The sequence below is a fragment of the Sorangium sp. So ce124 genome, from assembly GCF_051525235.1.
Taxonomy (GTDB): domain Bacteria; phylum Myxococcota_A; class Polyangia; order Polyangiales; family Polyangiaceae; genus Sorangium; species Sorangium atrum.
In genome coordinates, this window is record NZ_CP150312.1 from 5,208,243 (window position 1) to 5,222,970 (window position 14,728).

Sequence of the window (14,728 nt, forward strand, 5' to 3'; positions counted from 1 at the left end):
CGATGGCCGCCCTGACGCGTCAGCGGCGCAGCTGCGCGCGGACCTCCATCAGGATGATGCCCAGCATGTTCCGCCCGCTCCCGTCGCCGCCGTCGGCCCAGTAGGCGTCGTTCGCGGTGTGCTCGACGAGCTCCGCGTCCCCGGTGTCGAGCAGGGCGCGCCGGAGATCCTCGTGCTGGGTGAACTTCGCCAGCACCACCTCGCGCATGACATCGTCTTTGACCTGCTCCCAGTCGGGGCGCAGCGGGCGGCTTCGCTGCCGGCCCATGCGGGCCGCCTCGCCGGGGCCGGAGGCGTTGCGGATCGCCTCCTCGTGCTCGGTGCCGGGGAACTTCTGGGCCTGGAAGTAGTGCTCGCTCGTCGGCCACACCTTGCCTTTGAGCGTGACCGGGTGGCGCGAGAAGTTGGAGAAGAACCCGTGCGCGTCGCCGGAGCGATAGAAGCGGATGACGGTCATGAGCCCAGTCTACCCCACGGCCCCCGCGGCACCGGGGTGGAACCTCGCCGCGAGCCCGCCGCCGTCCACGGCGCCGCTACTGGATCGAGCCGATCTGGTCGAGGAAGTCGTTGTAGGCCTGGACCTTCTCCGCGGGGACCACATCGACGCCGAGGTTGACCCGGTGCTCGTCGGGCATCTGGTTCTCGTCTGTCATCAGCGGGCTCAGGATCGCCTTCGTCGCATCGAGGCCGATGTGCTGGATGCCATAGAGAATGTAGGGCACGAGGTACCCCTCATAGTACTGACGCTGGACGACCGTGGCCTTGATGCGCTTCTTCTGCATGTATTCAACGGTCTTCGAATCGAAGTCGAACGCGACGATGGGGATGTCCGGCCTGTTGGCGGCGTCTGCGGCCATCACGCAGCGATACGAGATGTTGAACACGCCGAGCATGCCCACGACGGGCGGGTCCGCGTTCAGGATCTGGGTCTTCATCTGATCGACGTCAAAGCCTTCCTGGCCGTTGATGAAGACGGCCTGGACCACCTGGGCCGTGTAGCCGGCCGCCCCGAGCGCCTCCAGGACACCGAACGTTCGCTGGGACCCGTCGTACCACTGCGTTGACGTGTCGCCGTGGACCACGACCGTGCCTGGCCCTTTCGGTATACGGCTTATCAGGGTCTCCGCCGCCAACTTGCCGGCGGACTTCTGTATGGCGCCGACGTAGAGCGTGCGCCCCGAGTCCTTCAGGTCGGTGTCGAACGTCACCACGTGGAGCCCCTGCGCCGCGGCCTCATTGATGGAGGCCTCGTTGAGGAAATCGTAGGGCGATACGCCGATGCCCTGGGCGCCATCCTCTATCGCGTTCGCGATCTGTTGATTCTGGAGGTTCTGCGACGCCGCGCCGTCGTCCGTGTTCATCTGCGTGCTGGGGCCGAGCACGTTCCCCACGGCCTCGAGCTCGCCCATGGCTCGGTTGGCGCCGGTGGCGATCGGCTCGAAGAAGGTGGAGAGGTGCTTCAGCAGGACCACCATCTGGATCGGCTTGAGCCCGCTCTGGTTGATCGCGCCGATGAGGTTGTCGACGGTCTCCTCGAGCTGCCTTGGCGTGAACTCGGTGATCGGGCTCCGCTCTCGCTTGATCAGCGCGATCTCCTCGGTCGGCTTGTCCGACTGGGCGGCGTCCTCTGCCGCGCACGCCGCCGTCATCAGCATGAGCCCGAGGGCCGTCATCCAGCATCGTCCCGTCATCTTCATGACATTCCCTCCTCGGCGGCCGGCGAGCACGATGCCGAGATCTGGGACGCGAGTCCCACAAGCGTCCTGGTCTCCGTACAGCGGAGCGGACATCTGCGATAAACGAGCACCATGTCGGTTCGACGGGCGCATTGCAACGTCGTGGGCGTCCTGAAACCCATGTTTGCAATTTTGAGATACGACGTCGACGAAGTGACTGTCAATAGGCACGGAAAATCGCCGATGAGGAGTGGCGTGAGGGCGAGGTGGGAGCTCTCGGCTGAAGGCGCCGCGCGCAGGGGCGCCATGAAAGCGCGATTACACACCTCGCCTCGCGCCGACGGCGCGCCTCGGCCAGCGCGCCGCCCGTCGAGGAAGGAGGTGGAGAATGCTTACGTGAGCTCGCTGAGCGCGCCCGTGGTGAGCGCCGGGTCGGGCTGGGAGCCGAACGACTCGATCTCGACGCCGAACGCCTGGGCGATCGACACGAGGATCCGGCTGTTCGTGACGGGCGTGAACGTGGCGTCGCTCTCGCCGCACCACGGCGCGTCGGCAGGGCAGTCCGCCTTGAGCTTGATGCGCCGGCCCATCTTGAACTTCGCGTTCGCCCCGCCCGCCAGCAGCGTCGGCACGTTGCGCGTGCTGTGCAGGGCGGGGTTCCCCATGTCGCTCGACGCGTAGATCAGCGTGCTGTCGAGGGCGCCGAGCTCGTCGAGCCGCTGCATGAGGCGCGCGATCTTCGAGTAGCTGTACCGGTTGAACTTCGCGAGCGGCGCCCATGTTTCAGGGTTGCCAGCGCCGGGGCGACCGTTGTTGCCGACCGGCGAGGCGTCGTACGTGTGCGCGACCGATCCGTGGTTGTCCGTCGGCAGCCCGAGCGGGTTGTTCGCGTAGGACAGGTCGTTCATGAACAGCGTGGCGAAGCGCGTGACGCCGCAGGCGAGCGCCTGCGCCAGGAGGTCGACGTGCGCGTCGGTGATGGCGTCGAAGTAGGGCTCGCCGCCGTTGTACTGCTTCACCGACGGGAACTTCGACGCGTCGGGCTGGGGCGGCACGACGCACGCCGGCCCGCCGGCCGAGGGCGCGGCGTACTGCTTCTCCAGCTCGCGGAGCGACGTCAGGTGCTGGTCGAGCTTCTGCTGCTCGGCGGGCGCGAGGCGCGTGCGCAGGCGGTTGATGTCGCCCTTCACGAAGTCGATGACGCTCTGGCCGAGCTCGCGCTGCCGGGCCGCGCGGGCCTGGGCCTCGGGGTCGTCGCCCACGACGAGGCCCGCGAACAGCAGGTTGAACGCCTCCACCGGGTGGATGATCTTCGGCAGCGGCGCGCCGCCCGCGCCGAAGGACAGCGTCTGCCCGGACTCGGTCCCGTCCATGCCCACCCCGAGCGCGACGCTCGTGATGCGCGTGTCCGCGCCGAGGCCCCTCTCCACGGCGAGGTACTGGTCGAGCGAGAGGTTGAGCGGCTTCTTCCCGTCGATGCGGCTGCCGGTCAGCATCGTGCCGGCCGAGTCGTGCCCGTTGGCGTTCGACAGGTGGTCGATGCCCTCGACGACGAGGATCTTGTCCTTGAAGCTCCGGCCGTAGGTCGCCGGGTCATCGAACGGCTGGAGAGAGCAGTTCTCGTACGCGATGTCGAAGCTCGTCTCCGTGTCCCCCGCGCGCATGGCCCAGTACTCGGCGGCGATGCCGTGGGGGTGATAGACGGCGACGAACTTGAGCGGCAGCTCCTCGCCGCCCGCCTGGGCGACGGAGTCCGCCAGCATGTTGACGAAGGGAAGCGTCGCGAGGCTCGCCCCCACGGCGCGAAGGAACGTACGGCGGGTCGACCGGCGCATCACTGGGGCCTCCGATGGCTGAAGAGACTGCTCTTGACGTAGGTGATCAGCGTTTCGACGAGCTTGCCCTGCTCTGCCTCAGGGACGGCCTGCCATGCCTTCAAGAACGACTCCTCGCTCTCCGCGGCGGCCTTGCCGCTGCGGCCCACCGAGGCGCGGAACACGTTGCGGGCGAAGCACGAGCGCACCGTCGGGCTCGTGGACAGGGCCTGCGCGAGGGCGTTGCTGTCGGCGTACGCACCGTCGAAATCGACGCCGATCGCGACGCTGACGGCGCTATCGACGTCGGTCCCGTTGTCCTTCTCGCGGACCTTGCCCATGCCGTCGAACCGCTCGAACGAGAACCCGATCGGATCGATGCTGTTGTGGCACCCCTTGCACTCCGCGTCGGTGGAGTGGATCTCGAAGCGCTGCCGCGTCGTCTTGCTCGGATCCGGCACCGGCGGGACGACGTTGATGTTCAGCTCGGTCGGCGACGGGATGTCGATGCAGGCGACGCGGCGCAGGACGGTCACCCCGCGCAGCACGGGCGCGGTCTCCGTGGCGTGCGCATACACGGAGAGGAACGCGCCCTGGTTGAGGATCCCCCGGCGATCGGAGAACGACACGCGCCCCGTGCTGGCGGCGCCGTACACGCTCATGAGCGGCTGATCGATGACGCTCCAGTCGGCGCCCAGGAGCTCGCCGACCGTCCCGGTGGAGTTCATCAGGACCTCTGTCACGAAGTCCTCCGTCTCGCGCTCCATCGAGGCCCTGGCGCCGGCGAAGTCGCCGTAGACGTTCGAGTCCTTCGCCGTCATCGCGATCCGGTCGACGCCGAGCCACTCGCGGACGACCCGCACGATGCGCTCGCGCGCCGCCGACGTCTGGAGCAGCCGGCGCACCTCGGCCTCCCGGCCCTCGGGGGTCGACAGCGCGCCCGCGACCGCGGCCTCCATCAGCGCATCATCGGGCGGGCCAGCGGTGATGAGGTAGGAGAGGGAGCTCGCCAGCTCATGGGGAGTCAGCGCCAGCGCATCTCCGCCGGATCCATCGCCGATCTCGGTCAGGTAGAGAAAGCCTGGCGACTGCAGGACCGCGCGCGCGACGAGCTCGATGCCGTCCGCGTAGGACGCGCCCTTCGCGCCGACCTGATAGACAGCGAGCAGCGCGTCGGCCTCCGCCGCGTCGAGCGGGCGGCGGTAGGCGCGCCCGCCGAACGACGTGATGAACGCCCTGGCGCAGCTCTCCGCCTGCGTCCCCGGATCGGCGCAGGGGGCGAGCTCCGCCACCTTGCCCTTCACCTCGGCCGCGAGCGCCTCCGCCGCGGCGGCGAGCTGCTTCGCCAGCACCGGATCGACGCGCTGCGCGTCGTTGACCGTGAAGCCGTCTTGCCGCGAATCCGGCGCGAATCCCTCGCTCGGGTTGGTGGTGGTCCCTGTCAGCGCGCGCGCCGAGGCGGCGTACTCGGCGTTGGTGAGCCGGCGGATGCGCGCTGGGAGGAGGCTCGCGCTCTCCGTCCCATCGGGCAGCGTGACGCCGCCTCCGCCCGTCCCGGCAGCGTCGGGATCTCCTACGTCTCCCGTGCAGCCGGCGACCGCTGCCAGCGCCATCGCCAGCATGGTCCCGTAAGAATGATAACCAAGTGATCGACCCATGGTTCATTTATGCGCGCAAGCGCTCCCGGCTGCAACCGCGCGTGCTCTCTCGGCGCGCCTGCGAACCAGCCCACGCGACGCCGGATAATCGCTCTCGCGATCGTCGATCTGCTCATCTGCGACGATATCGTGCTTGAGGTGATGAACAAGGAAGTGAGCCGCCACGTGGTCCAGCTCGTCGAATCGCCGCCCGCCCGGCGCGCACTCGCCGCCGCCAGTGTACCTACATGTAGGTAACTTGGATCCAGATCGCCGGCCGGGGTACGCTGCAAGTTTCGTCGCGAAAAAGTTGTTCGTTCGGTTCGTGATGACGTACCCAGTCGAGCGCGTCCCCGGCCTCGATGGAATCGGGCGGGCGCCGAGCTCCCATCACGTCGACGCCGCCCCCTCAACGCCGGGAGGCGGGCATCCGCGCGGGCTCGGCCGTAGGACAGACCACGTCTCTCGAACCATCTCAAGGAGGTTTCTGGTGTCAAAGGTAGTCGTCGTCACCTCGGGCAAAGGCGGAGTCGGCAAGACCACCACGACCGCAAACCTCGCGTCCGGCATCGCGGCCGTCGGTTGCAAGACGATCGCCATCGACTTCGATGTGGGGCTCCGCAACCTCGATCTCGTGATGGGGTGCGAGCGGCGCGTGGTCTACGATCTCGTCAACGTGATCCGCGGAGAGGCGACGCTCCGTCAGGCGGTGATCCGCGACAAGAGGCTCGATTCGCTCTACGTGCTCCCCGCGTCGCAGACGCGGGACAAGGACGCCCTCACGCTCGACGGCGTCGGGCGCATCCTCGACGAGCTGCGGGGCGCGGGCTTCGAGTACATCTTCTGCGACTCGCCGGCGGGCATCGAGTGGGGCGCGCAGATGGCGATGTATTTCGCCGACGAGGCGATCGTGGTGACGAACCCCGAGGTCTCCTCGGTGCGGGACTCGGACCGCGTGCTCGGCCTCCTGGACGCGAAGACCCGCAGGGCGGAGCTCGGCGAGCCGCCGGTGAAGACGCACCTCCTGCTCACGCGGTACGCGCCGGCGCGCGTCGCCAAGGGCGAGATGCTGGCGCACCAGGACGTGCTGGAGCTCCTCGGCATCCCGCTGCTCGGCGTGATCCCGGAGTCGCCGGCGGTGCTCCAGGCGTCGAACGCCGGGACGCCCGTGGTCCTCGATCCGACGAGCGACGCGGCGCAGGCCTACCTCGACGTGGTCCAGCGCTTCCTTGGCGCGGACCGCCCCCACCGCTTCCTGGAGCCGGCCAAGAAGGGGTTCTTCAGCCGGATTTTTGGCGGCCAGGCGGCGACCGTCTGAGGGAGTTCTGCCATGTCGATCATGGACTATTTCCGTAAGTCGCAGCCGAAGTCGGCCAGCGTGGCGAAGGAGCGTCTGCAGATCATCGTGGCGCGCGAGCGCGTGCGCCCGACGGGCGAGCCGGACTACCTGCCGCGGCTCAAGCAGGAGCTGCTCCAGGTGATCTCGAAGTACGAGCGGATCGACCTGGACCAGGTGAGCGTGAACGTCGAGCGGAGCGGCGATTGCGACGTGCTCGAGCTGAACGTCGTGCTCTCCGAGTCGGAGAAGGCGGCGGTGCGCGCCGCGGCGACCCGGGCGAGCGCCCCGGCCGCGCGGAACTGCTGACGCGCGCCTCAGCCGCGCCCTCGCGCCCGTGGCGCGCCCTCCGCCATCGCGATCTCCCGCGCCCGCTCCGACGCCGCCCGGAGGAGCGGTCCGAAGAGATCCGCCGGCGAGCGCTCCTCGCTCCAGCCCGGCGGCGCGCCGAGCTGCGACAGGAGCGCCGCGTGGGCCGCGGGCGGCTCCAGCGCCACGTCGAGCGCCGGCGGCGCCTCGCGCCAGGCGTCGTAGTCCTTCGCCGCCATCTTGCCGGGCGTCACGGTCGCGATCGCCGGTGCCTCACCGGCGCAGGGGGAGCCTTTGCCGGCGCCCGCCCGCCTGGCGCGCGTGGGGGCGCCCCGCGCGGCGCGGATCGCCTCGATCACCTGCTCGCGCGTGCGCCCGCGCAGCTCGAACAGCAGGAAGGGGTCCTTGTCGAACGCCTCCCCGAGCACGTAGTGCGTTGCCGCGACGTGCTTGCAGGGGTTCGCGGCGTCGGGGCACGAGCACGCCGTGGTGAGGTCCTCCGGCCGCTCCGGGAACAAGCTCGTCCCGGCGCTGTGGAACGCGCTGTCGATCTCCTCCGGCATCTGGCCCGCGAGGAGCGCCGCCGCGAAGCTCGCCTGCTTCGCCATAGCGGCGATCGCCTTCGCCCAGGTGGCGTCGTCGAGCCGCGCGATCGTGAGGATCACCTTGTACGGCCTCGGCTGCGAGCCGGTCACGCGCGCGGTCACGAGGCCGGGCTTCACCGTGAGATCGTGTGTCCTGCCCGCGCGCGCGTACGTGCGCCCGCGCGCGAGTCGGCCCGCGTCGTCGGGCGCCATCCGCTCCAGCGCCTCCACCCAGCGCTTGCCCCACCAGGTCGTGCCGGCCCGCTTCATCCGGATGCCTCGCGCCGGCGGCGGCGGCTTCGGCCCGGCCTCCCGGTGGAACGGCGCCCATCGCGCCGGCGGGCTCATGTTGGCGCTCCTCCCCGCGGTCGGTCCACCTGGCGCCTCGCGCCCGTGCGCCCGCTCTCCGCCCGGCGCACCTGCCGCGCGCGCGGGCGGCCGCCTTCGTGCGCGCCGCGCTCGCCTTCCGGCACGCCGCGCCCGTCCAGCGCGTCGCCGCGCTCCTCCTCAGGTTCTGGCGCCGGCTCCTCGCGATCGTCCAGCTCGCCCGCGCCGGTCACGGCGTCCCTCGACAGCGCGAACAGCTCGCGCAGCGCCGCGTCGTCGAGCTCGGTGATCCACGCCTCGCCCTGGCCGACCACCTGCGCCGCCAGATCGCGCTTCTGCTCCAGCATCCGGTCGACCTTCTCCTCCACGGTGCCCGCGCAGACGAGCTTGTGGACCTGCACCGCGCGCCGCTGCCCGATCCGGTGCGCGCGGTCCGTCGCCTGGTCCTCGACCGCGGGGTTCCACCAGCGATCGAAGTGGAACACGTGGCTCGCCGCCGTCAGGTTGAGGCCCGCGCCGCCGGCCTTGAGCGAGAGCACGAACACGCGCGGCCCCCGCGGATCGTCCTGGAACCGCCGCACCATCTCGTCGCGCGCGAGCCTCGGCGTGCCGCCGTGCAGGAAGAGGACCTCCGCGTCGAGCGAGGGCGCGAGGTGCCGGACCAGCCGGTCGCCCATCTCGCGGAACTGCGTGAACACGAGCGCGCGATCGCCCGCCGCGAGCGCCTCCTCGAGCATCTCGGTGAGCCGCGCGAGCTTGCCCGACCGGCCCGCGAGCGGCCCCGCCTCCCCGAGGCACTGCGCCGGGTGGTTGCAGATCTGCTTGAGCACCGTCAGCAGCGAGAGCACGAGCCCGCGCCGCTCGATGCCCTCGGCCTCCTCGATGCGGCGCATCGCCTCGTCGAGCGCCGCCTGGTAGAGCGTCACCTGCTCGCGCGTGAGCGTGCAGAAGACCCTGGCCTCGTCCTTGGGCGGAAGGTCCTGAAGCACGGCGGGGTCGTTCTTGATGCGTCGCAACAAGAACGGTCCGGCGACGCGCCGGAGCCGCTCTGCGGCCTTCCGGTCGCCGTAGCGCTCGATGGGCACCGCGTAGGCGCGCCGGAACGCCTCGAGCGGGCCGAGCAGTCCGGGGTTCGCGAACTCGAGGATCGACCAGAGCTCGGCGAGGCGGTTCTCGACGGGCGTTCCGGTCATTGCGACGCGATGCGGGGCGCGGAGCGCGCGCGCGGCGCGGGCGGTGCGCGACGAGGCGTTCTTGATGTTCTGCGCCTCGTCCAGCACGACCGCCGCCCAGTCGACGCCGGCGAGCGCCGCGGCGTCGCGGCGGAGCAGGCCGTACGTGGTCAGGACGAGCCCGCCGCCCGCGCGGCGCGCGCCGCCGTCGCTTCCCTGGGCGGGCCGCTCGCTCGCGCCGGAGGCCCGCGTCGCGAGCTCCTCGGCCGAGCGGGCGCGCCCCTCGCCGTAGTGCCGCACGAGGGGCAGGGCAGGGGCGAACCGCGCCGCCTCCCGCTCCCAGTTGCCGACGACCGACGTCGGGGCGACGAGCAGCGTGGGCCGCGTGTCCTCGGGCGCCGCCGCCCGCCGGCCGACAAGGAACGCGAGCAGCTGGACGGTCTTGCCCAGGCCCATGTCGTCGGCGAGGCAGGCGCCCAGGCCGAGGCTCGCCATCGTCTGCAGCCAGGCGACGCCGCGCGCCTGGTACGGGCGCAGCGTCCCCACGAACCCTGCGGGCGGCGCGGCGGCGCGCTGGGCGCCCGAGCGGAGCCGCTCCATCGCGCGCGCGAGCGCGCCCTCGGCGACCACAGGCACGGCCAGGCCGTCGACGTGGGTCTCGCCGGCGAGCGCGCCCTCCAGCGCCTCGCGCGCCGAGATGCGACCGCCGCCGGCCTCGAGGCGCCGCGCTATCTCGGCGAGCTCGTCGGGGACCACGACCACCCAGGCCCCGCGGTGCCGGACGAGCGGCGATTTCTGCCGCGCGAGGGCGGCGAGCTCGCGCGCGGAGAGCGCCTCGTCGCCGAGCGCCGCCTCCCACACGAAATCGAGCGCCTCGTCGAGGCCGAGCCCGGCGCTGCCCGCGACGACGCCGGCGGTGCGGCGCGCCGCGCCGACGCGCATGCGAAGGCGCAGGCGGCGCTGCCCCGAGGCCAGGAGCTCGCCCGGCACGACCACGCCGAACCCGGCCTCGCCCAGCGCCGGCGCGGCCTGCGCGAGGAAGGCCCACGCCTCCGCGGGGTCGAGGTCCACGCGCTCCGGCCGCGCCTCGCCGAGGGCCCGGGCGATCGGCGCGAAGAGCCGCGCCGCGGCGCCGAGCGCGCCGAGGAGCACCTCCTCGGCGTCGGAGAACGCGCGCCCGAGCGCCTTCAGCGTGCGCCCCTGGGTCTTCCACACGTCGGCGGCGGGCACGAGCAGGCTGGGATCGTCGGTCGCCTGCAGCAGGAAGCGGAGCACGAAGCCGCGGTCGCCCTGGGGCAGCTCCAGCCGGAAGCAGGCGCGCAGCGCGTCGCAGGCGCCGAGCGCGGGCCGGATCCATGCGTCGAGATCGGCCACGAGCGCGCGCTCGGCGAGGCCTTCCGCTGCGAAGGCGCGCCGCGGGCCCGTCAGGGCGAGCACCAGCCGGCGCTCCCACGGGGCGTGCGCGGGGCGCGGCGCGCGCGCCGGGCGATCGGTGGCGCCGCCGCGCGCGAGCGCGTCGGCCGCGGCGTCGAGGAAGGCGCGCAGCAGGGCCTCGGCGGACCAGACCTCCGCGGCGGCGGGCGCCCGGGATCGCCCGCCGTCGCCTCTGGCTTGCTGCGCGCCCGCCGGCACCGCGTGCGCGGCCGGCGGCATGGCGCGGGCGAGCGCCGCGACGCGCGCGGCGTCCTCCGGGGCGGCGAGCGACACCGCCCAGCGGGCCTCCGTGCGCCCCCCTGCGGCGCCGGCCGGCACCACGCGGGGCACGACCCGCTCCCGCACCACGAGATCGAGCGCGAGCTTGCTCGCCAGGCTCCAGGCGGCGACGGACGGCGGAGCTCGCCCGAGGTCGACCTGGGCCATGCTGGCGAGCGCGGACAGGCCGTCCAGGAGCGCCGCGGCCTCTCCGGTCTTCGTCACGGCCCGGCCCGCCTCGGAGACCACGACCGCCTCCGCCGGGGTCGTCGCGCCGAGCGACCGGGCCGCGAGCCGATCCACGGCCGTGTCGTCCCAGAGGAAGAAGCGGAGATCGTCGGGCAGAAAGACGAGCGGCATCGACGCGCAGATCCATTGCACAGCCGGCGGCGGCGAAAAGGGGGCTTCACGCGTCGTGAGCCAAAAAAGCGATGGGCCGGACGGGAGCACTCCGGCTGAATCACGGGTGTGACCCATTGCCTGTCATCGCTGAGAATTGCCAGAATTTGTTTGAAACCTCTGATCGGGAGGGTTGGAGAACATCTCATGGAAAAAGATCGTGGCTCGAGGGAATGGACGTCGCAGCATGCTGCGCTGGGAGGATGGCGAGCTCGAGCGGTCGGTTGACGCCGAGCGCGCGCAGGGGCGCCTGGGCCGCCGGGGCGCCGCGCGAGAGGCAGGCCGCCACGTGGTCCGCTTCGGCGGCCCGCTCGCCGTGCCCGTGAGGCCCGCGGCATCCGTCTCGTGGTCATGGACGCGCTGGAAGGCACACCGCCGGGTCGCGCGGAATGCTTCGTCAACATAGTTCACGAAGGTGAAGGGTCCTTGCGACCGTTGGCCCCGACGTTGTTCCAGGAGCTGAACGTCGAGTGACCGGGGGCATCGGACGGCGGCGAAGGAGAAACTGAATGCAAACGAGCTGGTACCTGGGCGTTGCCCTGGCCTGCGCGGCGGTGGTGTTGCCTTCGGGGCAGGTCTGGGCCGATGGAACGCCGTCCTGGGAGCGCTTGCCCCCGATGATCACCCCGCGCAGCGGGCATACGGCCACGTTGCTCCAGGATGGCCGGGTGCTCGTGGCGGGGGGCCGCGGCAGCGACGGGACGACGCCGCTTCAAGAGGTCGAGATCTACGGCCCGGCGAGCAAGACGTGGGCGCCCGCAGCGCCGCTCCGCAGCCCGCTCCGCGAGGTCGCCGCGACGGCCATCCTGCCGAGCGGGCTGGCCCTCTCGACGGACGGCGAGCATGTCGAGGTCTATTCGCCGGATCTCGATCAGTGCAGTGGCAAGCGGCGGCGCCCCTGACGCCGGCCCTCACGGCTCCCCGCGCCGTGGCCCTCCCGAGCGGCAAGCTGATGATGCTCGGCCAGGCGTCGGGCTCCCTCGCGGGCAGCATCTATGATGACGCCGCGGGCGCATGGACGCCCATCCGATCGCTGAGCGGCGCGATCGCCATGAGCGCGACGGTGCTCCGCGACAGCCGCGTGCTCGTGACGGGCAACGGCCGCGCCAACATCTACGATCCGGAGACCGATTCCTGGACACCGACCGCCAGGGTCGTCCTTGGGTCCACTTCGTACGCCACGACGCGGCTCGCCAGCGGCGACGTCCTCTTCGTGGGCGGATATCCGTTCATGAACACGCACCCCTCGCAGCTTTACCTCCCCGAGGAGAACCTCTGGGTGGCGATCCCGGGGCATGACCCCTTCTACGACCCGTATCCCGACTGCTTCCCGGAGTGGGACTACGACATGGGCCTGGGCGTCTCGCGGCTCCTCAGCGGAAGGGTCCTCCTGACAGGAGGCATGGTGACGTACATCTGCGGGTACCTCGACGATAATGGCCAGATCTTGAACGAGTGGCGCTACAGCGAGTTCGGCGGCGCGCTGGAGCTGTATGATCCGGCCTGGGCTGTCTGGCGGCCCCTCGACGTCGAGCCGCCGGAGACGATGGCGCGCGCGTACCACACATCGACGCGCCTCGACGACGGCAGCGTGCTGATCGCCGGCGGGCTCGTCGCGTCCGGCTCGCCCCGCGGTGCGCCGGCGCCGACGGCCTCTGTCTTGCTCTTCCACGAGCGCGCCCCGCTCGGCGCGGCCTGCGAGGCCGGCGGCGACTGCGCGAGCGGCTTCTGCGCGGATTCGGTCTGCTGCGATGCGGCCTGTGCCGGTCCGTGCGACGCGTGCGCGGCCTCGGCGGGGGCCACGAAGGACGGCGCCTGCACGCCGATCTCGGGCACGCCCTGCGACGACACGGGCGCGTGCCTCAAGGGGGGCGTCTGCGAGGCGGGGACCTGCGCCGGTGGCACCCCTGCGCCCGACGGAACCCCGTGCGACGACGCCGAGATGTGCTCCGCGACGAGCACGTGCGAGGGGGGCGCTTGCGTCGGAGCGAGCCCGGCGAGCTGCCAGGCGCCGGACGGCTGTCACGAGGCTCCCGCCTGCGATCCTGCGCTCGGGTGCTCGGGGCCCGCGCCGGAGAAGCCGGACGGCGCGCTCTGCGATGTCGCCGGGACGCCGGATGCCTGGCAGGCCGCGGCGCGGATGCCGAGCGAGATGAAGCGGGCGCTCAGGGCCACGTTGCTGGAGGACGGCACGGTGCTGGTCCTCGGGGTGGAGAACAGCTCCGCCGCGCCCTTGAGGGCGATGCGCTACGACCCGAGCATGGACCGATGGCAGCTCGTCGGGGGGATTCCACAGGTGCGGTCGAGCGTTACCCTCCACGTCACACGGCTGCACGACGGCACGGTCCTCGTGACCAGCCACGATCGCGTGGACCGGTTCAACCCGGCCACAGGCGAATGGGAGGGCGCCGCGCCCATGCTCCGGACTCACGGGCTCGGCACCGCGACGCTGCTCCAGGACGGGAGGGTGCTCGTCACGGGCGGCAGCGACGCGTCCGCGGAGGTGTATGACCCCGCCGCGGACGCCTGGACCTGGGTCGCTCCCCCGAATGCGCAGCGATACTTTCACTCAGCGACGCTGCTCCAGGACGGCAGAGTGCTCGTGGCGGGCGGCGACGGAGTGGCGAGCGCGGAGGTGTATGACCCGTCGGCCGGCGTCTGGACGCCTGTGGCTTCGATGAGCCAGGCACGCGGGAGTCATAAGGCCACGCTGCTCCCCGACGGCAGGGTGCTCGTGGTGGGGGGCAACTCCGAGGGCATCGCCCTCGCGACGGCCGAGCTCTACGATCCGGCGAGCGACATCTGGACGCCAGCGGCGGAGATGGTCGCCCGGCGGTATGCAACCAAGACCGTGCTCCTTGCCGACGGGAGGGTGCTCCTGGCGGGCAACCTGGGTGTTCAGTATTCGCTCGATTATACTGTCGAGCTTTACGATCCGGCGACGGACATCTGGTCGCTGGGGCCTGCGATGGACCTCCCGATCACGGAATACGTGCCCGTGCGGCTGGATGACGGACGCGTTCTGATGGTGGGCGGCGAGCTCGGCAGTATCTCCTACCCGTCCCCCCTCGTTCACCTCTATGTTCCTGGGCAGCGCCCCAGCAGCGGGATGTGCCAGGCTGGGGTGTGCTTGCCGAGCGGCAGCGGTGGCGGAGAGGGCGGCGCCGGCGGCAGCGGTGGTGACGCGAGTGGCACCGGCGGTAGTGGTGGCGCGCCGAGCGGGGCTGGCGGCAGCGGCGATGCTGCCAGCGGAGGTAGCGTGAGTGGCGTCGGCGGCAGCAGCGGCGGTGCTGGCGGCAGCGGGGGCGATGCCAGCGGAAGTGGCGCGAGTGGCGGCGAAGGTGGCGTGAGCGGCACCGGCGGCGGCGATGCTGTCAGCGCCGGTGGCGCGAGCGGCACCGGCGGCGGTGATGCTGCCAGCGGCGGTGGCGTGAGCGGCACCGGCGGCGCTGCCGGGAGCGGCGGCAATGCCGGCGGTGCCGGCGGTGCCGGCGGCAGCGAAGGTACCACGAGCACGAGCACAGGCTCTTTCAGCGGGACGGGCGAAGGGGGTAGCGCCGGTGGAGCCGGCGCACAGAGCGGCGCCGGTGGCGGCCCGCCAGGCGGCGACAGCGGTGGTTGGCATTGCCAGATGGGGCCCGGAATCCAGGGGACACCCACATGGCTCGTCCTCCTCGGGGGGCTCGCTGTCCTGCGCGTGCGCCGGCGCGCCGTGAGGATCCGCGGCGCTGCGTGAGCCGCTCGCGCAGCTCGACGTGACGTCGGTCGATCGCCTCGTGAGG

General features: G+C 71.6%; 10 protein-coding genes. 4 read left to right on the forward strand and 6 right to left on the reverse strand.

Features of this window, described 5'->3' with window-relative positions:
• Positions 1-19: 19 nt before the first annotated feature.
• From WMF19_RS19455 to WMF19_RS19470, 4 genes are all read right to left on the reverse strand, one after another.
• On the reverse strand, positions 20-457 hold the full coding sequence (locus WMF19_RS19455; protein ID WP_437872756.1) for an NADAR family protein: 438 nt from the start codon (positions 455-457) through the stop codon (positions 20-22).
• Positions 458-533: 76 nt separating this feature from the next.
• Positions 534-1,697, reverse strand: coding sequence for a sugar ABC transporter substrate-binding protein (locus WMF19_RS19460; RefSeq protein ID WP_437900469.1), 1,164 nt, complete (start codon positions 1,695-1,697; stop codon positions 534-536).
• A gap of 371 nt (positions 1,698-2,068) precedes the next feature.
• Positions 2,069-3,511 carry a DUF1552 domain-containing protein gene (locus WMF19_RS19465; RefSeq protein ID WP_437900470.1) on the reverse strand — a complete coding sequence of 481 codons (1,443 nt, stop codon included), beginning with the start codon at positions 3,509-3,511 and terminating at the stop codon, positions 2,069-2,071.
• Entirely contained in the window at positions 3,511-5,148 is a 1,638-nt protein-coding gene (locus tag WMF19_RS19470; protein WP_437900471.1) for a DUF1592 domain-containing protein, read from the reverse strand. The genes WMF19_RS19465 and WMF19_RS19470 overlap by 1 nt, the downstream gene beginning before the upstream one ends.
• Positions 5,149-5,617: 469 nt before the next feature.
• Here WMF19_RS19470 and minD point away from each other — a divergent pair, with 469 nt between their 5' ends.
• Positions 5,618-6,445: a septum site-determining protein MinD gene (minD, locus tag WMF19_RS19475; RefSeq protein WP_272098776.1), complete on the forward strand. Its 828-nt coding sequence runs from the start codon at positions 5,618-5,620 to the stop codon at positions 6,443-6,445.
• A gap of 12 nt (positions 6,446-6,457) precedes the next feature.
• On the forward strand, positions 6,458-6,772 hold the full coding sequence (gene minE / locus WMF19_RS19480) for a cell division topological specificity factor MinE (protein ID WP_437330091.1): 315 nt from the start codon (positions 6,458-6,460) through the stop codon (positions 6,770-6,772).
• A gap of 8 nt (positions 6,773-6,780) precedes the next feature.
• On the opposite strand, the gene WMF19_RS19485 is transcribed toward minE, so the two are convergent.
• Both WMF19_RS19485 and WMF19_RS19490 read right to left on the reverse strand, forming a co-directional pair.
• Complete coding sequence (locus WMF19_RS19485) at positions 6,781-7,704, reverse strand: SWIM zinc finger family protein (protein WP_437900472.1); 924 nt, start codon at positions 7,702-7,704, stop codon at positions 6,781-6,783.
• Positions 7,701-10,907: a DEAD/DEAH box helicase gene (locus WMF19_RS19490; protein WP_437900473.1), complete on the reverse strand. Its 3,207-nt coding sequence runs from the start codon at positions 10,905-10,907 to the stop codon at positions 7,701-7,703. The genes WMF19_RS19485 and WMF19_RS19490 overlap by 4 nt, the downstream gene beginning before the upstream one ends.
• Before the next feature lie 548 nt (positions 10,908-11,455).
• Here WMF19_RS19490 and WMF19_RS19495 point away from each other — a divergent pair.
• Positions 11,456-11,848, forward strand: coding sequence for a kelch repeat-containing protein (locus WMF19_RS19495; RefSeq protein WP_437900474.1), 393 nt, complete (start codon positions 11,456-11,458; stop codon positions 11,846-11,848).
• A gap of 26 nt (positions 11,849-11,874) precedes the next feature.
• Positions 11,875-14,682: a hypothetical protein gene (locus tag WMF19_RS19500; protein WP_437900475.1), complete on the forward strand. Its 2,808-nt coding sequence runs from the start codon at positions 11,875-11,877 to the stop codon at positions 14,680-14,682.
• Positions 14,683-14,728: the final 46 nt, after the last annotated feature.